The 22,969-nt window shown below is 73.3% G+C and carries 16 protein-coding genes; 14 read left to right on the top strand and 2 right to left on the bottom strand.

Annotated features, from left to right (window positions below; genetic code table 11):
* Positions 1 to 179 precede the first annotated feature (179 nt).
* Positions 180 to 2,216, top strand: coding sequence for an L-glutamate oxidase LgoX (gene lgoX / locus SSP24_RS26215; protein ID WP_141312163.1), 2,037 nt, complete (start codon positions 180 to 182; stop codon positions 2,214 to 2,216).
* Between the two features lie 187 nt (positions 2,217 to 2,403).
* Here lgoX and SSP24_RS26210 read toward each other — a convergent pair whose 3' ends face one another.
* Complete coding sequence (locus SSP24_RS26210; protein ID WP_373306681.1) at positions 2,404 to 3,756, bottom strand: COG1470 family protein; 1,353 nt, start codon at positions 3,754 to 3,756, stop codon at positions 2,404 to 2,406.
* Positions 3,757 to 3,958: 202 nt separating this feature from the next.
* Here SSP24_RS26210 and SSP24_RS26205 point away from each other — a divergent pair, with 202 nt between their 5' ends.
* The 4 genes from SSP24_RS26205 (at position 3,959) to SSP24_RS44295 (ending at position 11,523) form a co-directional block, all read left to right on the top strand.
* Positions 3,959 to 4,684: a helix-turn-helix transcriptional regulator gene (locus SSP24_RS26205; protein WP_141312162.1), complete on the top strand. Its 726-nt coding sequence runs from the start codon at positions 3,959 to 3,961 to the stop codon at positions 4,682 to 4,684.
* A gap of 136 nt (positions 4,685 to 4,820) precedes the next feature.
* Entirely contained in the window at positions 4,821 to 8,018 is a 3,198-nt protein-coding gene (locus SSP24_RS26200) for a DUF11 domain-containing protein (protein WP_218037105.1), read from the top strand.
* Entirely contained in the window at positions 8,015 to 8,722 is a 708-nt protein-coding gene (locus SSP24_RS26195; protein ID WP_141312160.1) for a Pvc16 family protein, read from the top strand. The genes SSP24_RS26200 and SSP24_RS26195 overlap by 4 nt, the downstream gene beginning before the upstream one ends.
* A gap of 383 nt (positions 8,723 to 9,105) precedes the next feature.
* Positions 9,106 to 11,523: an ATP-binding protein gene (locus tag SSP24_RS44295; protein ID WP_229865099.1), complete on the top strand. Its 2,418-nt coding sequence runs from the start codon at positions 9,106 to 9,108 to the stop codon at positions 11,521 to 11,523.
* Here SSP24_RS44295 and SSP24_RS26185 read toward each other — a convergent pair whose 3' ends face one another.
* Positions 11,524 to 13,251 (bottom strand): eCIS core domain-containing protein, encoded by a 1,728-nt coding sequence (locus SSP24_RS26185; protein ID WP_229865030.1) that lies wholly within the window; start codon positions 13,249 to 13,251, stop codon positions 11,524 to 11,526.
* Positions 13,252 to 13,502: 251 nt separating this feature from the next.
* Between SSP24_RS26185 and SSP24_RS26180 the strand changes: the two genes are divergently transcribed.
* The 9 genes from SSP24_RS26180 to SSP24_RS26145 form a co-directional block, all read left to right on the top strand.
* Positions 13,503 to 15,077, top strand: coding sequence for a phage tail sheath family protein (locus SSP24_RS26180; protein ID WP_141312159.1), 1,575 nt, complete (start codon positions 13,503 to 13,505; stop codon positions 15,075 to 15,077).
* Positions 15,078 to 15,122: 45 nt separating this feature from the next.
* Positions 15,123 to 15,563 carry a phage tail protein gene (locus SSP24_RS26175; protein WP_141312158.1) on the top strand — a complete coding sequence of 147 codons (441 nt, stop codon included), beginning with the start codon at positions 15,123 to 15,125 and terminating at the stop codon, positions 15,561 to 15,563.
* Positions 15,560 to 16,054, top strand: coding sequence for a zinc-ribbon domain-containing protein (locus SSP24_RS26170; protein ID WP_141312157.1), 495 nt, complete (start codon positions 15,560 to 15,562; stop codon positions 16,052 to 16,054). Before SSP24_RS26175 ends, SSP24_RS26170 begins: the two co-directional genes overlap by 4 nt.
* A complete protein-coding gene (locus SSP24_RS43035; protein ID WP_167529706.1) occupies positions 16,051 to 16,209 on the top strand; it encodes a DUF6760 family protein in 159 nt (52 codons plus the stop codon). The genes SSP24_RS26170 and SSP24_RS43035 overlap by 4 nt, the downstream gene beginning before the upstream one ends.
* 1,861 nt (positions 16,210 to 18,070) lie before the next feature.
* Positions 18,071 to 19,552 (top strand): hypothetical protein, encoded by a 1,482-nt coding sequence (locus SSP24_RS26165; RefSeq protein WP_141312156.1) that lies wholly within the window; start codon positions 18,071 to 18,073, stop codon positions 19,550 to 19,552.
* A gap of 29 nt (positions 19,553 to 19,581) precedes the next feature.
* Positions 19,582 to 20,007: a phage tail protein gene (locus SSP24_RS26160; protein ID WP_141312155.1), complete on the top strand. Its 426-nt coding sequence runs from the start codon at positions 19,582 to 19,584 to the stop codon at positions 20,005 to 20,007.
* A 52-nt stretch (positions 20,008 to 20,059) separates the two neighbouring features.
* On the top strand, positions 20,060 to 20,782 hold the full coding sequence (locus SSP24_RS26155; RefSeq protein ID WP_141312154.1) for a CIS tube protein: 723 nt from the start codon (positions 20,060 to 20,062) through the stop codon (positions 20,780 to 20,782).
* Positions 20,779 to 22,602, top strand: a complete 1,824-nt coding sequence (locus tag SSP24_RS26150) for a VgrG-related protein (RefSeq protein ID WP_141312153.1) — start codon at positions 20,779 to 20,781, stop codon at positions 22,600 to 22,602. The genes SSP24_RS26155 and SSP24_RS26150 overlap by 4 nt, the downstream gene beginning before the upstream one ends.
* A 31-nt stretch (positions 22,603 to 22,633) precedes the next feature.
* Positions 22,634 to 22,969 (top strand): PAAR domain-containing protein (locus SSP24_RS26145; protein WP_141312152.1); only part of this gene is annotated, 336 nt, incomplete at its 3' end.

Below are 22,969 nucleotides of genomic sequence, written 5' to 3'. Positions count from 1 at the left end.
CGCCGCGCCCGTCAAACCTCCCGGCGGGCACCGGTGGTGGTGCGCGCCGGGCGCGTGGGAGTGATACGTCCGCTCAGGCGGTCGCCGGGCGTCGGGCGTGCCCCGGGGCGCTCCCACGTTCCGGTGGTCGGCGCCGATCGCGCTGCCGGACGTACGCCGTCCCCCGTATCCAGGGACGTATGGATGACCACGGCACCACCATCACCACAGGCACCCACCGTCCGTTCTCCCGGCGACAGTTCACCACCGTGGCCGGTACGGCCGCGACCGCGACCGCGCTGGGACTGACCGCCGCCGACCCGGCCGCCGCCGCACCCGCCGTACCCGCCGCTCCCCCGCAGGCCCCGGCCGCCGCCCCCTGTCCGCCCAGATCCACCGCCGACTGGGACACCTGTCTCGCCGTGGCCCGTGCGCTGCTGGTCGTCGACGAGCGCAACGAGCCGCTGGTGCCGACGTACCGGAAGATCCTCGGCGACGGGCTGCCCCGCGCGCGGACCAAGGACGCCAAGAAGGTGCTGGTGGTCGGCGCGGGCCCGGCCGGTCTTCTGGCCGCCTGGCTGCTGAAACGGGCCGGACATCGCGTGACGCTGCTGGAGGCCAACGGCAACCGGGTCGGCGGCCGGATCAAGACCTTCCGCACCGGCGGGCACGAGAACGCGGCGCAGCCGTTCGCCGATCCACGGCAGTACGCGGAGGCCGGGGCGATGCGCATCCCCGGCAGCCACCCGCTGGTGATGGCTCTCATCGAGCAACTGGACCTGAAGAAGCGCCGGTTCCACCTGGTCGACGTCGACGGTGAGGGCAGGCCGGTCAACCGTGCCTGGCTGCACGTCAACGGCGTCCGGATGCGCCGCGCCGAGTACGCGCGGGCGCCGCGCAAGGTCAACCGGTCGTTCGGCGTGCCGCGCAAGTACTGGGACACGCCCTCCGGCACGATCCTGCGCAGGGCCCTGGACCCCGTACGCGACGAGTTCAGCACGGCCGGGCCGGACGGCAAGCGGGTCGACAAGCCCATGCCGGAGCGGGTCGAGGGCTGGGCGCGGGTGATCCAGCGGTTCGGTGACTGGTCCATGTACCGGTTCCTGACCGAGCAGGCCGGTTTCGACGAACGCACCATCGACCTGATCGGCACCCTGGAGAACCTGACCTCACGGCTGCCGCTGTCCTTCATCCACAGCTTCATCAGCCAGTCGCTGATCAGCCCCGACACCGAGTTCTGGGAGCTGACCGGCGGTACGGCGATGCTGCCGGACGCGTTGCTGCGGCAGGTGGCGGACGTGGTGCGGATGGACCGCCGGGCCACGCACATCGAGTGGTGGGACCCGGACCGCAAGGGCGACCTCTCCCACGTCCGGCCCGGCGGGCCGCGTGTGTGGATCGACACGGTGTCCGAGGGGCGGAACGGCAAGGTGGTCCGCGAGGAGTTCACCGGTGACCTCGCGATCGTCACGGTGCCGTTCTCCGGGCTGCGGCAGATGCAGGTCAGGCCGCTGATGTCGTACGGCAAACGGCGTGCCGTGGCCGAGCTGCACTACGACAGCGCGACCAAGGTGCTGCTCGAATTCAGCCGCCGGTGGTGGGAGTTCGGCGAGGACGACTGGAAGCGGGAGCTCGACGCGGTGCGGCCCGGGCTGTACGAGGAGTACCGGCAGGGCCGGGCGCCCGCCGACGGCAGCCTGCTCGGCGCGCATCCGTCCGTGCCGCCCGGGCACATCACCGCGGGCCAGCGCGTCCACTACGCCGCCAACCGCTGGGCCACCCGTGACCAGCCGGAGGCGGCGGGGATCGTCGGCGGCGGCTCGGTCTCGGACAACGCCAACCGCTTCCTGATCAACCCGTCCCACCCGGTGCACGGCAGCGCGGGCGGTGTCGTCCTCGCCTCCTACAGCTGGGCAGACGACGCCTCCCGCTGGGACTCCCTCGACGACGACGCCCGCTATCCGCACGCCCTGCGGGGCCTGCAACAGGTCTACGGCCAGCGCGTCGAGGTCTTCTACACGGGCGCCGGCCGCACCCAGAGCTGGCTGCGCGACCCGTACGCCTACGGCGAGGCGTCCGTCCTGCTCCCCGGCCAGCACACGGAACTCCTCGCGGCCATTCGCGCCCCCGAGGGCCCGCTCCACTTCGCCGGCGACCACACCTCGGTGAAACCGTCCTGGATCGAGGGGGCGTTGGAGTCGGGGGTGCGGGCGGCGTTGGAGGTGCACTTGGCGTAGGGGGCTGTTCCGATCACCTGGGTGTGACCGAAACGCAGGGCGTCGGACGGGTGGGTGGGTCAGTGACTGATGTTCACTTATGTCGCTGGTTTTCAGACCGAGGTTGTCTATTTCCGGTCGGAACAAGATCCAACGCTTTCGGATGGCGCCTACACCGATCGACAATGTCGAACGTGTGAGGCTGGAGTCACTGCGTGGTGCGGCTGAGCACGCCGCTCACGTTCAGGACCTCGTGGCATCCCGCCGCCTGTCGGCCGGTGGCCGGTGTGCCCGGCTTCTGGCAGGTCACTTCGACGGTCACGGTGTCGTTCTCAGGGATCTTGATGGGGGTCACCCAGTGATAGTCCTGGTTGCGGAAGGTCTCCAGCGCGATCGTGGTGACCTTGCGGTCGCCGAAGGTGATCGTCAACAGGCCCTCGTCGCCCTGGAAGTTGGCGACGACGATGTCCGTCACGCCGAAGACGCTGTCCTGGGGGACCTGGTATGTGCCGGTCTTCGTCTCTCCGGCGGACGTCTCCAGGTCGATCGTCGCCGAGCTCTGCTGGCCCCCGCCGACCGACGTGCCGTCGCCGGTGCCCGAGCCGCCGTCTCCGCCGGGACCGGCGCCGGCCGGTGCGCCCGACTCCTGGCCGCCGCCACCGGGCCGGGCGTCCGTGCCGCCGCCGGGGGCGGCGCCCGGGGTCTGTCCGTCGCCCTGTCCGGCGGGCGTCGGGCGTGGCTGGACCGCTTCGGTGGCCGCTTCCTTGGCGGCGCTGCGCACCGCCGGGCGCACCAGTGCGAACCAGGCCAGCAGCAGCGCCAGCAGTGCCGCGAGCAGGACCAGCAGCCATCTCGGGAAGATCGGGATCTGGACGAACTCCGCGTCCAGCGGCGCCGGGGCGGTGGGCTCGTCTCCGGGGGTGTCCTCCTCGTCGCGGGATTCCGCGGCGTTCACGGTGAACGGCCATGTCGCCGGGGCGCCGAACCACACCGGCTTGGCCGTGCGGACCCGAAGTCCGACCTCCGTCGACTCGCCGGGCTCCAGCTTCGGCTCCGCCGGGTTGAAGGCGAAGGCCAGCTCCTCGCCCTGCTGGCCGGGGGTGAAGCCCACCCGCACCGGGGAGTTGCCCTGGTTGCGCACGGCCAGCCGGTAGCGGCCGCGCAGCCAGCCGCGCCGGCGGCGCGGGATGAGCTCGGTGTGCAGCTCGTGGAACTCCTCGATGTGCACGGTCGTTTCGAGGACCCGTACCGACTCGGGGTGCTCGGTCGGCAGCACCCGCACTCCGAGGGGCATCTCACCGGCCCGGATCTCCGGTGAACGCGGTGGCTCCAGACGGATCGTCACCGTTTCGGAGGTGCCGGGATAGAGCGAGACCCGCGCGGGTTCCACGGTCGTCCAGGCGGCGCAGTCGCCGACGACCTCCAGGCTGTACGCCTCGACGATGTCGCTGTCGTTGCGGACGGTCACAGTGGTCGTGGCGGTGTCACCCGGCGCCACTGTCACCGACGGGATGTCGAGACCGGGCGCGCCGGGACCGGAAGCGGCTGCAGAAGGCGTCACGCCAGCACGGTAGGGCCGGGTCCGGGGGCGTCACGAGGAGCGCGAGGGCAACACCTGGGCAGTCGCGATGCCCGCCGAGTCAGGGCCAACTCGCTTGCAGGGCCTTGCTGTTCCGGCGAGCCGCCTCGCGGGCGCCGCCTTGGCGGTGGTCGCATCGAGCCCGTATCCACCCCCCACGAACCCATGAGACAGGTAACCCTCCATGACCTGCCCTACGGAACACAGCCCGGCCCCGACCACCACGTCCCGCGTGCCCGCCGCTCCGGCGCGGGACACGCACCGCCCCGCCTCCCGTTCCGGCCGCCCGGAGCGGGTGACCGTCGCCGTCTACGCCGCCGATCCGGTGCTGCGCGTCGGCGTCGTCCAGCAGCTGCGCCAGCGCCCCGAGGTCGACCTGCTCGACGACACCGACGCCGAGCAGGCCCAGGTGTCGCTGGTGATCGTGGACCACGTCGACGACGACGTGGCCGCCCTGCTGCACCGGCTGCGGCACAACACCGCCACCCGCACCGGCCTCGTCGTCGGCACCCTCGGGCCCGGCACACTGCCCCGCGTCATCGAGTGCGGCGTGGCGGCGGTGCTGCGGCGTGCCGAGGCCGACCAGGACCAGCTCCTGCACCTGGTCCTGGCGACAGCCAACGGCGAGGGCGTGCTGCCGGGCGACCTGCTCGGCAAGCTGCTCACCCACGTGGGCAGCCTCCAGCGCTCGGCGCTCGACCCGCGGGGCGTGTCCCTGTCCACGCTGACCACGCGCGAGGCGGACATGCTGCGCCTGGTGTCGGAAGGCCTGGACACCGCGGAGATAGCCCGCAAGACGTCGTACTCCGAACGGACCGTCAAGAACGTCCTGCACGAGATCATCACGCGACTGCAACTGCGCAACCGGGCCCACGCGGTGGGCTACGCGCTGCGCAACGGGCTGATCTGAGGAAGCCGGGACTGCCCGAAAGCGCATCGCGCGCTTCCCCCGGGTGCGGCCCCGCCGCCCTGCCGCGTCGTGTGCGGCTGTCGCAGGGTGGCGGGGGCACATCCCGATGCCGCACCACACTGCGAGGGGGACCGTGATGGGAACCGCTGGCCCCGGCGGGCGGTACCGCCTGGGCAGACTCGGCACGTCGTTGCTGCTGCTGATCCCGTTGCTCGGGGTCACGGCCGCCGCCGGGCAGGGCAGCGCCGAGTCCCGGCCGCGGGCGAAGGCCGCCGGGGACACCCGGATCGCGTACGCCGGTACCCGGCACCGCAGTCTCGGCCGGGTCGACACCACGACCTCCAGCACCCCGCTGTTCGGCGCGGGCCCGGCCCACCTCGACGTCCAGCCGTCCGCCCTCGGCGACCAGATGGTCTTCGCCAGTCGGCGTGACGAGAAGAACCCGCAGATCTATCTGCGGTCCGCGGACGGTTCCGTACGGCGGCTCACCAGCGGCATGGACGCGGCGCACCCCCGGCTGACGCCGGACGGCCGGGCCGTGGTGTTCGACTCGGCCGGATCCGGCGGTTTGGGTGGGGGGACGCAGCGGGATGTGTGGCTGGTGCGGACAGACGGCACCGGCCTGACCCGGCTCACCGACACGCCCTCCGACGAGGAGTGGCCGACGGTGTCCCCCGACGGGCAGCGGCTGGCGTACTCCAGTGACAGCGATCCGCTCGCCGGGCAGCAGATCTACGTACGGCCGCTGAACGGCGGCACCGCCACCCGGGTCACCGATCCGGCGAACGGCGCGGCCACCGAGCCCGCGTGGAACCCGGTGAACGACGACGAGAACCGGAACTGGATCGCGTACACCGCCACCACCACCGTCGACGGGCAGTCCCTGCCCCGGCTGCGGGTGACCGACGGGACCTCCGACGAGCCGCTGCTCGGGGGCGGGCAGGCGAACTGGCGTGCCCACGGGGCAGCGTGGCTGCCCGACGGGGACGGGGTGCTGTTCCTGAGCCCCGAGATCACCTGTGAGTGCGAGGGCGACTGGGACCATGTGTTCCGGACGACCGCACACTCGGAACAGGTTCCCTCGCTGGTGCTCAACGAGGACCGGGAGGTCCTCTCGCCCACCTGGCTCGGACCGCTCGACGGCGGCGGGGTGGTGGTGGAGCGCACCTCGGCGGCCGGGCCGAACGTGGTGACGTTGCAGGACGTCCGGTCCGACGGGGTCGACCCGCGCGACCTGGGGCTGACGATCCTCAAGGAGGACCCGGCGGCCGACACCAACACCGATCCCGCCAAGGACCCGCTGTTCCAGCCCGCGCCCGGGTACGACCCGTGGACCGAGCGGCAGAACTACACGCCCGACGGCCGCCGGATCGTGGTGACCCGCTTCGAGGACAGCCCCGACGGCCGGATCGAGCGGATCTGGATGGCCGACGCCGATGGTGCCAACGCGGCGCCCTTGCCGCTCGCGGCGCGCGGCCCGAACGATTGGGACACCGATCCGACGTTCTCCCCGGACGGCAAGTATCTGGCCTTCGTGCGGACGTCGCCGGGCGGCGTCGGAGAGGCTGCCGGACCGAGCCGGATTCTCATCGCGGAGGTGGCCACCGGTGCGATCACCGGCCAGATCACCCCGCCCGCCGGGCAGCTCCAGGGACAGGACGCCCAGCCCACCTGGTCCTCCGACGGCACCACCCTGGCCTTCACCCGCAACCACGTGATCGACGGGGGCGGCGGCAACAAGCACATCTGGACCGTGCCCGTGAACGACCTGGGCGCACAGCGCGACTTGAGCGCCACGGTCTGCCCGGGCGACTGCGAAGTCATCGACGACAGCCCGGCGTTCTCCCCGGACGGGCTCAGCATCGCCTTCAACCGCAAGAACGGCGGCGGCCGGGTCGATGAGCGCAGCGGCATCCTCTTGACGTCCGTGAACGGCGACGACTGCCAGGTGCTGCTGCCCGCTACCGCCCGCGACCTTCCCGGCGCCTGCGGCCGGGAACTGCCGGACACCTCCGCCACCGGCCCGTACCAGCCGCGGGATGCCGCCTGGACGGCCGACGGCTCCGGGCTGGTGTTCAGCTCCCGCGCCGGGCTGCCGGGCAACAGCCCTGAGAAGCTGTCCCTGTTGGACATCGAGTCCGGCGAGCTGACGCCGCTCACCGCCGGTCTCCCGGGGCGGCAGAAGGAGCCGAGCGTCCAGCAGTCCGTGGACCTCGCGGTGCGGGCGCCTGGTACGACGGCGGAGGTCGTCGTGGGCCGGTCCACCACGGTCCGCGTCGACGTCGTGAACAACGGCCCCGCTGCCTCACCCGGCACCCGCCTCACCATCGCCCCGCCGCCCGGCGTCCGCGTCACCCGGCTGACCCGGCCCGGCGGCACCTGCGACGCCGCTTCCCTGCAGTGCGACGTCGGCGTGGTGCCGCCCGGCAGCACCGTGCCGGTGAACGTCACCCTCACCGGCGTCACGCCCGGCGACGCGCCGGTCGACTGGTCGGTCGCCGGTACGGTCCTGGACCCGCGGCCCAGCGACAACGCGGGGCGGACCGTGGTGCCGGTGCGTGAGGCTCCGCCGCCCCCGCCGCCGACGAGCCCGAGCCCGACGCCGCCCACGCCCACTGCTGTGCCGCCCACTCCCGCGCCGCCGACGACCGTGCCGCCCACCGTGCCGCCGGAGCCGGACGCGCCCGAGGCCGGGCCCGGGGTGCGCGTCACCGCCCAGCCGAACCCCGGCTACGTCGGCGGGCGCGTCGTGGTGACGTACACCGTGCGCAATGGCCGCAACGCGCTGGCGACCGGGTTGCGGCTGCGTATCGGCCTGCCCCGGGGCATCCCCAACAGCGGGCCGCCGGCGGGCTGCGACCGCTCCTGGCGGTGTGCGCTGCCGGACCTGGAACCGGGCGCGAGTACCGTCGTACGGGTCGTGCTCAGCCCCGACAAGGCGCTGACCGGCCGCGTCACCGGCGACCTCACCACCACCGGCACGGACGCCGACCGGGGCGACAACACCGCCCGGCAGCGGATCCGCATCCTCCAGCCGCGGATCGTCGCGGTGCCGCCGATCGGCAAGCCCGGCTTCGTCACCTCGGTGCGCGGTACGGACTTCCCGCCGGGCGTGCCGGTGCGGTTCCGCTGGAAGCCGGGGATCACCGCGGCGGCGGCGCCGACCGTGCCGAAGCCGGACGGCACGTTCATCGGCCAGCTGCTCATCCTCGCCAAGGACCAGACCGGGCCGCGCGTCATCACCGCCAGGGGTCCCGGGTTCTCGCCGGTGCAGACCGACTTCCTGGTGGTCAGCGGCACGATCCAGCCGCCCGACCAGGTGGTGCGCCGGTGATCCACGAGGTCGACGAGGGGCTGCGCCGACTGCTCGGCGAATCCGGCCTGGAGGCGTCGGGCGTCGAGGTCGTCTTCGACGCCCCCACCCGGGACTGGGCGGCGCGCCGCAGCGCACCGACGGTCTGCGTCTTCCTGTACGACATCCGCGAGGACGCCACTCGGCGCGGCAGCGGCGCCGGGGAGGTGTACGACGAGGACGGCCACCTCGTGGCGCGGCGCAGCCCGCCGCGCTGGTTCGAGCTGACGTACCTGGTCACGGCGTGGGCGAACCGGCCCCAGGACGAACACCGGCTGCTCTCGCAGGTCCTGGCCCGTCTGGTGGCCCACGACACGCTGCCCGCGCAGCTGCTCACCGGCACGCTCGCCGAACTCGGCCTGACCGTGAGCCTGGACACCGCGGGCGCCGGCCTCGACGCACCGGCCGCCTCCGACGTGTGGTCGGCGCTCGGCGGTGAGCTGAAGGCGTCGCTCGGGGTGCGGGTACGGGCGCCGCTCGCCGGGGTGACCACGGCCGCCGCACCGCCGGTCACGGAGGGGCTCGTGGTGCGCTCGGCGGCGCGGCGCGAGGGCGGGGAGGGTTCGCCGGGACGCCGGTTGCGCTACACGGAGGTGAGCGACCCGGGGGCGGAGGGCTTCGCCGGGGAGCGCGAGCGGCCGGCTGCTGCGGCGCGTCGCCGTCGACGGGGGGATCGGCAGGCGTGATGGACACTGCGGAGTCTGTTGTCAGCGGGGGGTCGGAGGTGTCCGGGGGGTCGGAGGTCGCCCGGGGACCGAACGTCACCGGTGGGTCGGAGGTCTCCGGTGGTTCGGAAGTCTCGGGCGGGCCTGGAGTTTGCGGTGGACCGGGGGCCACCGGCGGAGACGCCCGGAGCCGTCGCCCGGGCGGGGCGGAGGTCTCCGGTGGGTCGGAGGTCTCCGGTGGTTCGGAAGTCTCGGGCGGGCCCGGAGTTTCCGGTGGACCGGGGGCCACCGGCGGAGATGCCCGGAGCCGTCGCCCGGGCGGGCCGGAGGTCTCGGGTGGGCCAGGAGACATCGGCGGGCCAGGAGACATCGGCGGGCCAGGAGACATCGGCGGGCCGGGAGACATCGGCGGGCCGGAAGGCACCGGCAGGCCAGGAATCACCCGCGACGTCGACCCCGTATGGACGCGGCTTCGGCTCGTCGAGGAGCGTGTCCGGCATGCCGTCGCCGTTCGTCGGGACGCCGATCCCGATCCCGACGACCCGTACCGGGGCCAGTACCTCACCCCCGAGGCGGTGGCGCGCATTCTGGACGAGCCGGGTGGGCTCGAAGTACCCGGGCATGAACCCTGGCACCCGCCCGCCGGTTCCGTACTCGGCGGGCTTGCGCGGCGGTTCGGGCTGGAGCCGCTGGATCTGGATCTGCTGCTGGTCGCGGTGGCGCCCGATCTGGACGCGCGCTTCGAGCGGCTCTACGGCTATCTCAACGACGACCTGACGCGGCGTCGGCCCACGGTCGGGCTGGCGTTGGAGCTGTGCGGGGTCGGCGGCGCGGCGTCCGCCCGGTTCCGGCTCGCGCCCGGGGCGCCGCTGCTCGCGGGTGGTCTGGTGGAGGTCACCGAGCCCGAACGGCCGCCGCTGTCCCGTGTCCTGGTGGTGCCCGACCGGGTCACCGCGCACCTCCTGGGCGGCGACCGGCCCGACGCCCGGCTCGCCGGGGTGCTCGGCGAGGCCCGAGAGGACCCGACCGCCGAGGCCGCGGAGGTGCAGCGGGCGGCGATCGCGGCCGGGACCGGTGTCGGGCTCGTGCATTTGCGCGGGCGGGGCGGTGACGCCGAGGGACTGGCCGTCGCCGCCCTGCGCGCGGCCGGGCTGCGTCCGCTGGTCCTGGACGCGGTGGCGCTCGCCCGGCGCTCCGGCGACGTACCGGAACTCGCCCGGGTGGCCGCGCTGGAAGCCCGCCTCACCGGTGCCGGGGTCGTCCTCGGCCCCCTGGAGGCGCTGCCCGCCGAACCCGCCGAACGGGCCCGCACGCTGGGGGCGTTGTGCGCGGCGCTGCGTGGGATCCCCCTGCTCACGCACGGCACCGTCGGCTGGGACCCGGCGTGGGCGGCCGACAGCCCCGTCGTACTGACCGTGCCGGCGCCTTCTCCCGAGCGCCAGGCCGCGCGCTGGCGGCACGCCCTCGAACGGGCCGCCGATGCCCAGGGGATCGGTGCGACCGGTGACGCCGACGTGCTCGCCCGGGCGGTCGCCGGGCACCGCCTGGACTCGCGGGTCGCCGGTGCGGGCGACGGGCCCGGTGTGACCGGTGACGCCGACGTGCTCGCCCGGGCGGTCGCCGGGCACCGCCTGGACTCGCGGGTCGTCGGTGCGGGCCACGAGCTCGGTGTGACCGGCGATGCCGACGCGGTCGCCGGGCACCGCCTGGACTCGCGGGTCGCCGGTGCGGGCCACGAGCTCGGTGTGACCGGCGATGCCGACGCGGTCGCCGCGCACCGCCCGGACTCGCGGGTCGCCGGTGCGGACCACGGCCCCGGTGTGACCGGTGACGCCGACGTCCTCGCCCGCGCGGTCGCCGCGCACCGTCTGGACTCCGGGCAGTTGCGCCGCGCCGCCGACGTGGCGCTGCGCACCGCCGCCCTCGCGGGCCGCCCCGTCGGCCCCGACGATCTGCGCGCCGCCGTGCGGGCCCAGAACGGCGCCGGGCTCGACCGGCTCGCCCGCCGGGTGGAGCCGGGCGTCGGCTGGGACGACCTGGTGCTCCCGCCCGCCACCCACCGGCGGCTGCGCGAACTGGCGTTGCGGGCACGGCACCGCGAGCAGGTGCTCGGGCAGTGGGGGATGCGGCCCGGCGGCGGCCGGGGGCGCGGGGTGATCGCGCTGTTCGCCGGGGAGTCCGGCACCGGCAAGACCATGTCCGCCGAGGTCGTCGCCGCCGACCTGGGCATGGACCTGTACGTGGTGGACTTGTCCACAGTTGTGGACAAGTACGTCGGCGAGACCGAGAAGAACCTGGAGCGGATCTTCACCGAGGCGTCCGCGGTCAACGCGGTACTGCTCTTCGACGAGGCCGACGCGATCTTCGGCAAGCGCTCGGAGGTGAAGGACGCGCACGACCGGCACGCCAACATCGAGTCGGCGTATCTGCTGCAGCGCATGGAGTCGTTCGACGGGATCGCGGTGCTGACCACCAATCTGCGGGCCAACCTCGACGAGGCGTTCACGCGCCGCCTGGACGTGGTGGCGGACTTCCCGGTGCCCGACGCCGGCCAGCGCCTCGCCCTGTGGGACCGCTGCCTGGGCGAGCGGCTGCCCCGCGCCGACGACCTCGACCTCCGCTTCTGCGCGGACCGCTTCGAACTGGCGGGCGGCTCGATCCGGGCCTGCGCGGTGACCGCCGCCTACCTCGCGGCGGAGTCCGGACGGCCGCTCACCATGCGGCAGGTGGTGACGGCGGTCGCCCAGGAGTACCGCAAGCTCGGACGGCTGGTCCTGGAGAGCGAGTTCGGTCCGTACATGGCGGACGCCGGCAACGCCTGATCAGGAGCCCGTGGACATCCGGTCGTCCTCCCAGTCCGGATCGGAGTCGCTGCTCTGCGAGCCGTACTGGATGCTCGCGAACGGCTGTCCTGGCGACGGCAACTGGGAGTCGTCGGACATCTCGACGTCGGACTCGCTGCTGGAACTGACGTCGCTGTCGGGCGCGGGAGCCGGGACGTCGTCCAGGGTGTAGGTCGCCGTGGCGCCGGTGCCGGACTTCGTCACCCAGCCTGCGCTGACGTACGAGTCGATCAGCTTGTCCCGGCGGTCCTTGGAGAAGGTCGAGCGGGTCATGCCCTGCATGTGGGTGTCGGCGGTACTGCTGCCGGGGTTCTGGCCCTGGGCGACCGCGGCCTCGTAGTCCCGGTAGGCGAGGAAGGTGGCCCTGTCCTCGGACAGCGCCGCCAGGGCGAAGTTCTGCATCTCGTCCTCGGTCAGCGTCGTCCGGCCGTTCAGCGCTTCCTTCGCCTCCATGTAGTACTGCGCCGCGTCGCTCGGGTCCCGGCCCGCCCTGATCAGGTCGTTGGTGTCCGGTTCGTTCTCCCACGAGCTGTAGGAGGCGTTGTCGAGGTAGATGTCGATCCGGACCGGGATCATCACCCGCCGGTGATTGCCCTGCCCCATCTGATAGTTGACCTCGAAGCGAAGGTCGCCCGTGCTCACCCCCACCAGCGCCTGCTCGATCCGGCGCCACATGCCGGTGCCCTGGTTCAGGGACCACTGGGGGACGATGTTCTGCGTGACATCGCTGCCGCCCACCTCCAGCCCCATGACGTGGCCGCGGTCGTAACCCGCCCCGCCGAACAGGTCCTTCCACACCTGCGCCTCGGTGGGCGCCCCACGCGCACCCTTCTTGTTCTTGTAGGCGGTGTGCAGCGTCTTGACCGCGATCGGGTTCGGCGCGCCCGGCCGGCCGGCGGTGCCCGTCGGGGTGATGGGGCCGGTCACCGTCCGGGGACGCTGGATGGTCAGGTCCCGTGCGGGCTCGGCGTTTCTCTTGCTGGGGCTGTAGTGCGTCACGACCGCGTTCTCCAGCACGGTGGTGCTGGCCCGCTGCACCGTGTCCACCCCCGCCTCCGCGTGGGGCTCCGCTGCCGGGAGCCGCTGCACGTCCGGCACCGGCCCGGACATGACCTTGTGCGCGTTGGCCTCGGCGGCCCGCTCGAAGCGGTCGCCCGGATCCGACAACGCGAACCCGTGTCCGGTGGCGGTGCCCGAGACCGGACCGTTGCGCTGCTGGACGACATGGGTGAGTTCATGCGCCAGGGTGTGCTTGTCGCCGCCCCCGGCGCCGAGGACGACATGGCTGCCGGAGGTGTAGGCGCGGGCGCCGATGGCGCGGGCCGAGCGGGCGGCGGCGGCCCCGGTGTGCAGCCGTACGTCGGAGAAGTCGGTGCCGAACCGGGACTCCATCTCCTGGCGCACCGGCCCGGCGAGGGGCTTTCCGGCGGTGCCCAGGACCTCTGGCACCCCGGTGTCCGGCTGCTGCTCCGGGGCGGGTGCGGGGCGTGCGCGGCGGGCGATCATGGCGGTCACCGCGGCGTTGCCCGCACTGCGCTGCACCGCTCGGAGCACCTCGGCGGTGAGCGGGGGCGGCAGGGCGGCACCGCCCCCGGACGTTTCCCGTCGGGCGGCGCTGCCCCCGGCCGTCTCCCACCGGGCGGCGGCCTGGCGGCGTGCCGGCTGCCGTGGTTCGGTCCGCTCGGTGCGCGGCCTGGACGTCTGCACCCGCTGCCTCCTCGTCGGCGCACCCCTGCTACGACCCCCCAGTGGACCGTGCGGGCGGACAAGGGGTCCAGGTCCGCGCGGGCAGTGCGGGGGCAGCGACGAGCGACGCCCGGACGGTCAGCGCGGGGCGTCCGGAAAGGCAGCGGTCTTGCCCCCGCCCAGGTCCGCACGTCCCTGTCGCCGTGCCGGGGCCCTCGCCGAGACTCGGCCTGGACACAGGTGACCGACCCGCAGGACGCGAAGGAGCGAGCATGCCGACGTACCTCACCCCGGGCGTGTACGTGGAGGAGGTGCAGTCCGGTGCCCGACCGATCGAGGGGGTCGGCACCGCCGTCGCCGCGTTCGTCGGGTTCGCCGAGCGCGGGCCGTTCCACACGCCGACGCTGGTCACCAGCTGGGACCAGTACACGCAGCTGTTCGGCGGCTTCACCGAGGGCGCCTATCTGCCCCACTCGGTCTACGGCTACTTCGCCAACGGCGGCGGCGCCGCGTACATCGTCCGGATCGGCGGCTCGGCCGAGGACACCTCCGCCCCGGCGGCGGGCGGTGACCGGCGGGGCCGGGAGGCCAAGGCGGCTGAACCGGTCGAGCTCGGCGGTTTCCTGGTCGCGGCCCGGCCGGGCGTCTCCGGAGTGTCGGTGGAGGTCGCCGACGCCGGTGGCGAGAACCCGCCCGAGGACCGCTTCAAGGTGCTGGTCCGCCAGGGCGAGCAAGTGGCGGAGACGTACGACGCCTCCACCCGCAAGAACGTCAAGGGCTACCTGGTCAACCAGGCCCGCGCCTCCAAGCTGATCGAGGTCACCGAGCAGCAGGGCGCCTCCCAGACCAGGCCCGCCAACCAGACCGTGACGCTGGCCGACGCCCCGGCCGCGCCCGCCACGCCCGGCTCCGGCACCGGCTCCGGCGAGGTGGTCCGCCTCGACCCCGCGGAGTACGTCGGCGACGCCGCGGCCCGCACCGGCTTCGGCGGCCTGGAGACCATCGACGAGATCACCATGGTCGCGGTGCCGGACCTGATGAGCGCCTACCAGCGCGGCGACATCGACGCCGAGGGCGTACGCACCGTGCAGCTCGCGGTGATCTCGCACTGCGAGCAGATGGGCGACCGTGTCGCCGTCCTGGACGCCCCGCCCGGGCTCAACGCCCAGCAGGTGCGCACCTGGCGCAACGACGAGGCGGGCTACGACTCCCGGTACGCCACCCTCTACTACCCGTGGGTGCGAGTCTTCGACCCGGCCGCCGGACGCAACACCACCGTCCCGCCGAGCGGTCACATCGCCGGTGTGTGGGCGCGCAGCGACGCCGAGCGCGGCGTGCACAAGGCACCCGCCAACGAGGTGATCCGCGGCGCGGTCGATCTGGAGATCCGGCTCAGCAAGGGCGAGCAGGACCTGCTGAACCCGATCGGCGTGAACTGCGTACGGGCCTTCCCCGGCCGGGGCATCCGGGTATGGGGCGCCCGCACCCTCTCCTCCGACCCGGCCTGGCGCTACCTGAACGTGCGCCGCCTGTTCAACTACCTGGAGGAGTCGATCCTCCTCGGCACCCAGTGGGTGGTCTTCGAGCCGAACGACGACCGGCTCTGGTCGAGCATCCGGCGCAACGTCACGGCCTTCCTCACCGAGGAGTGGCGGCGGGGCGCGCTGTTCGGCCGTACCGCCGAAGAGGCGTTCTACGTCAAGTGCGACCGCGACAACAACCCGCAGGAGTCCATCGACCAGGGCCGGGTCGTCTGCGAGATCGGCGTCTCGCCGGTCAAGCCCGCGGAGTTCGTGGTGTTCCGGCTGGCCCAGTTCTCCGACAGCACCAGCCTCATCGACGAGTGACCACGGGTCCGCCAAGGGATCCGTAAGGAAAGGTGACAGACAGTCATGGCAACGGGCGATGCTCTTTCCACCCATGTCTTCGGCGTGCAGCTCGGCGGCTACCTGGTCGAGTCGATCCAGGAGATCAGCGGGTTCACCGTCGAGGAGGATGTCGTCGAGGTCAAGCAGGTCACTGCGGAGGGCAAGCAGATCATCCGCAAGCAGCCGGGCGCCCGGCAGGCCGGCGAGATCACGATCACCCGGGGACTCGACCAGAGCAGCGAGTTCACCAACTGGATCAAGGAGACCCTGAACAACGGCGCCGTGAACTCCGCGCGGCAGAACCTCACCATCGAGATCAAGGACACCGAGGGCACCACGGTCCGCCGTATCCAGCTGATGCAGGGCTGGGCCTCCAAGTGGGAGGGCCCGTCCCTGAAGGCGGGCGATTCGTCTCCGGCCACCGAGTCCGTCACGATCGTGTTCGAGGAGATCGTCGTCGAATGAAGCGCCGTACGGTGACGGCGGGCAACCTGGACGAGATCCTCCAGATGACGGCGCCCGCCCCGGGATCGCAGCAGGCGGCGGCACCCTCCGCCGCCGCGCCGGCGCCCCGGCAGGACCACGGGCTGCGCACCGAGTTCGAGTTCGAACTGCCGCGCGGATACGTCGACGAGGCGGGCACCGTGCACCGCCACGGCGCGATGCGGCTGGCCACGGCCCGGGACGAGCTGCGGCCGCAGATCGATCTGCGGGTCAAGGAGAACCCGGCGTACCTGAGCGTCGTACTGCTGAGCCAGGTGATCACCCGGATCGGCGACATCACCGATGTGCACGCCGGGATCGTGGAGCGGATGTACGCCACCGACGTCGCGTTCCTCCAGGACTTCTACCGCCGCGTCAACAGCGAGGGCCACACCCGGGCGGCGGTGACCTGCCCGCACTGCGAGGGCGGCTTCGAGGTCGACCTCTCGGGTGGGCGCCTGGGGGAATCGTGACGTACGCCCTTCCCCGGCTCCGGGAGGAGGTCGCGTACATCGCCTATCACTTCCACTGGCCACGCGAGGAGATCCTCGACCTGACCCACGGCGAACGGCAGCAGTGGGTGGCGGAGATCGCCCGTATCAACACCCGCATGAACGAAGGCGGTTGAGCAGATGGCATGGCGGGACAGGTGGCGCCGCCGCCGGGCGGCATCCGCTGCCCCGGACGGCGACGGCTCGGGTGTCTCCGGGACGGCCGGTGCCTCGGTTCCTTCCGTGCCCGGCGACTGGGACGGCGGCTGGCGCCGTACGGCGTCGCCGGAACTCACCGTCTCCCGTGCCCCGCTCGGCGTGAGCGACGGTCTCGTCTTCCGCGCGGGTCTTGCGGCCTGGCAGAACCCGTCGTTCGACACCGACCTTGGCCATGCCGTGCTGCCCACGGCACCGGCTGGTCTGGTGCGTGGGGTTGCCCGTCCGGCGGCTGCGCGGGGCGTTCGTGCGGGGGTGGGTGGGGGGCCGTTGCTGCTTCGGGCGGTGCGGGCGGAGGGGGCGGAGGGGGTGCTGGGCGGTACTTCGGACGCCGGAAACCCGGACAACGCGGGGCGGCCGTCGGCCGGCGGGGCGACGCCCGTCGTGCGCGGGGCGCGTGTGGGGGTGCGGTCGTCGGGGGCGTCGGGTTCGGGATCGTTGGGGTCGGGGGCGTTCGGATCGGGCTCGTCCGGGTCGGGGGCGGCGGGTTCGTCGGGTTCCGGTTCCGGCTCGTCCCGTACGACGTCCAGCTCGGCCTCGTCCGGCTTGGCGGACGAGGGCGCGGGCGTGGGCGCGGGCGCCGGGTCCGGGCCCGTGGTCGCGCGTTCCGGCGACAACAGCACTGCGGGGGAGGGCCGTTCGGCCGATGCTGCGCGCACGCGCGGCCTCACGTCCGCGGATTCCCCCGCCGTTCTCTCCTCGTCGCTTCCCGCTGTCCAACGGGCCGTGGAGCCGGGCACGGCCCCGGTCGTGAGGCCCGCCGACATCGGCCGTCCGGCCGCCGCGCGGGAGATTCCGCTGGTACGACGGGTCGCGGTGGTCCCGGGTACAGCGGTCGACGGGCCCCTGACCCCACGGCCCGGCGCGCCTGGGCCGGACTCCGGGAGCGCATCTCGGTCGCCGGGCGGTTCAGGGGGGCGTACGTCTTCCGGTCCGGCCGTTCAGCGCACGGCGACGGGGTCACGGACGGAGGTGCCCTCCGCCGCTGGCGCCGATGTGTCCCACCTGGCCGTCCAGCTCCGCCCGGTGGGGCCCCGCCTGACCGTCGCCCGGCGCCAGGCCGGACCCGTGCGCCGTATCCCCGCCCTGCGGCCGGTCGCCTCTCCGGCGCCGCGCCATGGCGCAATCCCTGACCCACCCGGCTCCGCCACGACAGCACCGGCCGGTACTGGGGCGCCCTCGACGGCCCCCGTACAGCGTTCCGCCACGCGCGCGGGAAGCCGCGCCCCTCTCGGCGCCCCGCTGACCGAACTGCCCTCCACGGCCACACCGTTGGCGGAGGGCACCGCCGCCCCGCGCCCGGCGTCCGGTCCGGCGCTTCCTGTCGTCCAGCGCCAGACGGAAGGCGCTGGCACGTCCGACGGCGGCGTGCGGGGAACGGTTCAGGAGGGCTCCGCCCCGCGCCGGACGTCCGACTCGGGTCGGTCCGGGGCACGCGCGCGTGGCGGCCTGGGCGCGCCACTGCCCGCGCTGCCGCCGAGCGCCGACGTACCCGGTTCGGCCCGGTCCGGCGCCCGCGCTTCCCGCCCAGACGTCCAGCGCGCTCCGGCCCGCCAGGACGACCGGGGGCCCGCGCCGGATCGCGAACGGACGCCGAGCGATTCTGCAGTGCCCGCGCGCGGAGAGAGCGGAGCGAACGCGCCGCTGCAAGGGTCGGTGGACGCCCAGCGCCGCCTTGCGGACGGCTCCTCCGCACAGGGCGTCTCGGCGCCTGGTCCTACGGAGCACAGGGACGCGCCTGCCGCGCCGCTGGTGGGGTCGGTCGATGTCCAGCGTCGTCTCGTGGACGATTCCTCCACTCAGGGCGTCTCGGCGCCCGGTGCCACGGAGTACGGGGGCGCGCCCGCTGCGCCGCTGGTGGGGTCGGTTGACGTCCAGCGTCGTCTCGTGGACGGCTCCTCCGCCCAGGGCGTCTCGGCGCCTGGTCCTACGGAGTACGGGGACGCGCCCGCTGCGCCGCTGGTGGGGTCGGTTGACGTCCAGCGCCGTCTCGTGGACGACTCCTCCGCCCAGGGCACCTCGACGCCTGGTCCTACGGAGCACTGGGGCGCGCCCGCCGCGCCGTTGCTGGGGTCGATCGATGTCCAGCGCCGCCTTGTGGACGACTCCTCCGCCCAGGGCACCTCGACGCCCGGTCCCACGGACCACGGAAACGCGCCCGCCACGCCGCTGGTGACTCCGCCGTCCCCGGCCGCCGCGCCGGAAGGCGCCGTGGGCGTGGCAATTCCGGTAGTTCCGGTAGAGAACGCACCACACCCCGGCACCCAACGCCCCCAAGTCCCCGACGCCCCGGGCCCCGTCGTCGTGGCCCGCGCCCCGGCCGAAGCCACCCCGGGCACCCGGACCCCTGCCACCGACCAGCCCCCCGCCCCGGCACCCCGCCCCCACGGCACCGTAGGCGCGGCCCCCGACCCGCGCCCGCTCACCGTGACCGGCACCGCCGCACACTCCACCCCGGCCGCACCCCTCACCCTCCAACTGCTCCCCGCGCGCCCGCTCACCCTGAACACCCGTGCTCCGGAAGACGTGGCACAGCCCCCCGCCGCCGCCCGCTCCAGCACCCGTCCCGTGGTGGCCATGCGCTGGCCGGGCGACCCGCCCGCCCCCCAGGCCCAGACCGACACCGGGACACCTGCACGCCCGTCTCCGGGTACGTACGCTGCTGCACCCGCAACCCCGAACACCACCCCGGAGAACTCGGGCCCACGAACCCCCAGTTCCTCCGTCGCCGTCCAGCGCGTCCCGATCGTCCGCCCTGCGTCGCCCCACCGCGAGACCCACGGGGCACTCGCCCCGGCCACCGCCGTACCAGCGCGGCCCCTCCCCGTGACCGCCCCGCAGACGCCGCCGCTCGCGAACAGCCCCTCAGCCCCGTCGGCGTCGGCACCGGCGCGCAACGTACCCGTGGTCCGCCCCCGACCCGTAGCGCCCGGCGACGCGGCAACCCCCGTCCAGCGAGCGCCCCACAGCGCGGACGACTCCGTACTCCCGGGGAACATGGACAAGGCGCTCCCGACGCGTGGTCGGCAGCGTTCGGCCTCCGTCGCCGGTGACCTCGCCGAACCGGCCAAGTCGGCGCACGGCCGTTCGCGGTCGGCCTCCGCCAAGCGCACGGCCCACCGCGCCGAGACAGCCCAGGACGACCCCGGCATCGACCTGGACGACCTCGCGCGCCGCCTGCTCGACCCGATGGCCCGGCTGCTGCGCACCGAGCTGCGGCGCGGACGGGAACGTACAGGCCGCCCCTACGACGGACGCCGCTGAGGGCCCGGCACGGAACGGATGACGGACGAATGACGGACAACATCTTCGCGACCAGCGTGTTCTTCCGGCTCGCGATCGGCGGCAACGACCTGGGCGCCTTCCACACCTGCTCCGGCATGGGCGCCGAGGTCGAGATCGAGACCTACGCCGAGGGCGGCAACAACGGTTTCACCCACAACCTGCCTGGGCGGGTGACCTGGTCGAACATCACGCTCACCCGGCCGGTCACCGCCGACACGGCGAAGATCGGCCGCTGGCTCGACGAGACGCTGAAGCGGGTGGAGCCCAAGGACGGCGAGATCGTGGCGCTGAAACCGGACCTGACGCGAATCATCAGCTGGCAGGTCTTCGGGATCGTGCCGGTGCGCTGGCAGGGGCCGTCCTTCGACCCCAGCAGCTCACAGGCCGCGGTGGAGACCCTGGAGATCGCCCACGAGGGGCTGCGTCCCTCCTGACCCGCCCTCATGAACCCCGCGCACGTGATCGTCCCGGAAAGGAAGTCCCGGCATGCCCCCAGCGTCCCGCACCAGTCGGGCCAGGGCCCAGCTGACCCTGAAGGAGCCCCCCGCTTCGGTCGGCGCGAAGCCCGGCGGGGCGCTCGCGCGGATCAACCTCCAGTTCAACCCCTCCTCCCTGGAGCTGCGCAAGACCACCGAGTGGCGGCGCTCCCCGTCCCGGATGGCGGAGGAGTCGGCGCTGCCCGAGTTCGTCGGCAGCGGCCCGCGCGAGCTGAGCCTGGAGGTGTTCCTGGACGCCACCGCCACACACGACAACTCCGTGGAGCAGGCGGTGGAGAAGCTGATGAAGGCCTGCGTGCCGACGAAGGCCAGCCTGGGCCGCAAGAAACCGGCCAGCCCGTGGGTGCGGTTCGAGTGGGGCACCGCGCGGACGACGTCGTTCGACGGGGTGCTCTCCAGCCTGTCCGTGACGTACACGCTGTTCGACGTGGACGGCAAGCCGCTACGGGCCACCTGCCAACTGTCCATCGAGGAGGCGAGCGTCGGCCCGGCGGGCCAGAACCCGACGTCCGGCGCGCGCACCGCCCGCAGTACGCACGTCGTCGTCGCGGGCGACAGCCTGGCCCTGCTGGCCTGGCAGGAATACGGCGACGCGACGGCCTGGCGGGTCATCGCGGAGGCCAACGACATCGACGACCCGATGGCGCTCGTACCCGGCACCGAACTCGTGGTGCCGGCACTGAGCGACGCGGGCGCTGAGGAGGAACAGTGACAGCCGGGGCACGGGACGGCCGGTCGTTCGCGGCGGATCCCATCGTGGAGGCGCCCGGCGAACTCCCGCCGGTCTGGGCCGCCCAGCTGGTGAGCTGCGTGGTCGACGAGAACGTGGGCCTGCCGGACGCGGCGGTGCTCACCTTCCGCGACCCCGACCACGAGTTCCTGAGGAAGACCGGCATCACCATCGGCACCCCGCTCAAGGTCTCGGTGATGACCGTGACCGGGCAGGCCCGCGAGCGGCTGTTCAACGGCGAGGTGACCGCCCTGGAGGTGGACCGGGACCGCACGGGCTCGTTCACGGTGGTGCGTGCGTATTCGAAGGCGCATCGTCTGCAGCGGGGCCGGAAGGTGGTGGCGTACCGGAACATGACGGCGTCGGCCATCGTCCGCAAGGTGGCCGCAGGGGCCGGGCTGGCCTGCGGCACCGTGCAGGCCGCGCCGGTCACCTACAAGCAGCTGTCGCAGGCGAACGTGTCCGACTGGGACTTCCTGCAGTTCCTGGCGGCCGAGAGCGGCGCGCAGGTGCGGGTCGACGACAAGGGGCTGCTGCAGTTCACCAGGCCGACGAAGGCGTCCGGCGCGCCCGCGCCGTCGACGTCGGCCGCCCGGAACCCGATGGTGCTGGAGTACGGCCGCAACCTGCTGGCGCTACGGGCCTCCCTGTCGGCCGCGGACGGTGCGCAGCAGGTGGAGGTGCGCGGCTGGGACGTCACCACGAAACGGCCGCTGGTGGCCCGGCAGCCGTCGGTGAACAGTGACACGGTGGTGCCGGGGCTGAGTCCGGCGCTCGCCGCCCGGTTCGGCAAGTCCTCGAAGCTGACCGTCACCGACACCCCGTACCGCACCCAGGCCGAGACGAAGGCGGTCGCGGACGCGGTGGCCGATCAGGTCAGCGCGGGCTTCGGGGAGCTGGAGGTGGTGGCCGAGGGCAATCCCCTGTTGCGGGCGGGCAAGCCCGTGGCGCTCGGCAACGTCGGGCAGGCGTTCTCGGGCCGCTATACGGCGACGGCGGTGCAGCACATCCTCGAACCGGACGGCGGATACCGCACGACGGTCTGGGTGAGCGCCAGCCCCGACCGCTCCCTGACCGGCCTGGTGACCGGCGCCAACGCACCGGCCCGCGGGCCGCGCATGCCGGGGCTCGCGATCGGGGTGGTGACGGACGTACGCGAGCCGGGCGGCGCCGAGAACGGCGCGGTGAAGCTGAAGTTCCCCTGGCTGGACGACACGTACACCACCGACTGGGTGCGCACCGTGCAGTGGGGCGGCAAGGGCGGCGGAGGCGTCGTCAGCCCCGAGGTCAACGACGAGGTCCTGGTCGGCTTCGAACAGGGCCTGCTGGACAGCCCGTACGTCATCGGCGGGCTCTACAACGGCGTCGACAAGCCGTCGCCGCACGACGTCCCGCTGATCGACAAGACCACCGGGAAGGTCAACCGCCGCTCCATCGTGTCGCGTTCGGGGCATCGGATGGAGCTGCTGGACGCACGGGCTCCCGGCCTGTCCGGAGTCCGTCTCGTGAGCGCCGACGAGCGGCTCGAAGTACGCCTCGACCAGCGCAAGGGGCAGATCGAGCTGACGGTGTACGCCAGGAAGGGCACTAGCCCGCTCAGCTCGGTCCTGCTCGACAAGAAGGGCATCACCCTCGACGCGGGGCGGGGCAACGTGAGCGTGTCCGGCCGGAACGTGGACATCCAGGGCAGGGTCGGGGTGAAGATCGGCGGCCGTGACGTGAACATCAGCGGCAGCTCCGGCGTCACCGTCGACGGCGGTCTGCTCGGCGTCCTCAAGGCCAAGCTCATCCGGATCAACTGACCCAGTTCTTATCTGCCGCAAGGAGCGCCGTATGCCAGCCGCAGCCCGTACCGGTGACCCCACCAGCCACGGCGGTGTGATCGCCATGCCGCCGCCCGGCCCCGCCGCTCAGGCGGTGGCGCGCGTGCTGATCGGCGGCCGCCCCGCGGCCGTCGCCACCACGGTGGTCAGCGGCGTGGGCAGCGTGATCACCTGCCCGATCCCGCAGCACGCGGCCCTCGGACCGACCAACGTGATCAAGCCCGACCCGACCGCGCTCGCCAAGGGCCAGGTCCTCATCGGCGGCTTGCCGGCCGCGCGGGCCCGCGACCAGACGACGTGCGGCGCGATGATCGTGACCGGCGCGCCGAACGTGCTGATCGGGGGC

Origin of the sequence: Streptomyces spinoverrucosus (assembly GCF_006539505.1) — a bacterium.
In the GTDB taxonomy this organism is placed as follows: Bacteria; Actinomycetota; Actinomycetes; order Streptomycetales; family Streptomycetaceae; genus Streptomyces; species Streptomyces spinoverrucosus.
Note: the sequence above shows the minus strand (reverse complement) of the source record. Positions and strands in the feature narration are given on the sequence as shown.

Coding starts and splice junctions, on each gene's coding strand:
- SSP24_RS26205 (WP_141312162.1), top strand. CDS start 3,959: ATGACCTGCCCTACGGAACACAGCCCGGCCCCGACCACCACGTCCCGC.
- SSP24_RS26155 (WP_141312154.1), top strand. CDS start 20,060: ATGCCCCCAGCGTCCCGCACCAGTCGGGCCAGGGCCCAGCTGACCCTG.
- SSP24_RS26175 (WP_141312158.1), top strand. CDS start 15,123: ATGGCAACGGGCGATGCTCTTTCCACCCATGTCTTCGGCGTGCAGCTC.
- SSP24_RS26180 (WP_141312159.1), top strand. CDS start 13,503: ATGCCGACGTACCTCACCCCGGGCGTGTACGTGGAGGAGGTGCAGTCC.
- SSP24_RS26170 (WP_141312157.1), top strand. CDS start 15,560: ATGAAGCGCCGTACGGTGACGGCGGGCAACCTGGACGAGATCCTCCAG.
- SSP24_RS26160 (WP_141312155.1), top strand. CDS start 19,582: ATGACGGACAACATCTTCGCGACCAGCGTGTTCTTCCGGCTCGCGATC.
- SSP24_RS26200 (WP_218037105.1), top strand. CDS start 4,821: ATGGGAACCGCTGGCCCCGGCGGGCGGTACCGCCTGGGCAGACTCGGC.
- lgoX (WP_141312163.1), top strand. CDS start 180: ATGGATGACCACGGCACCACCATCACCACAGGCACCCACCGTCCGTTC.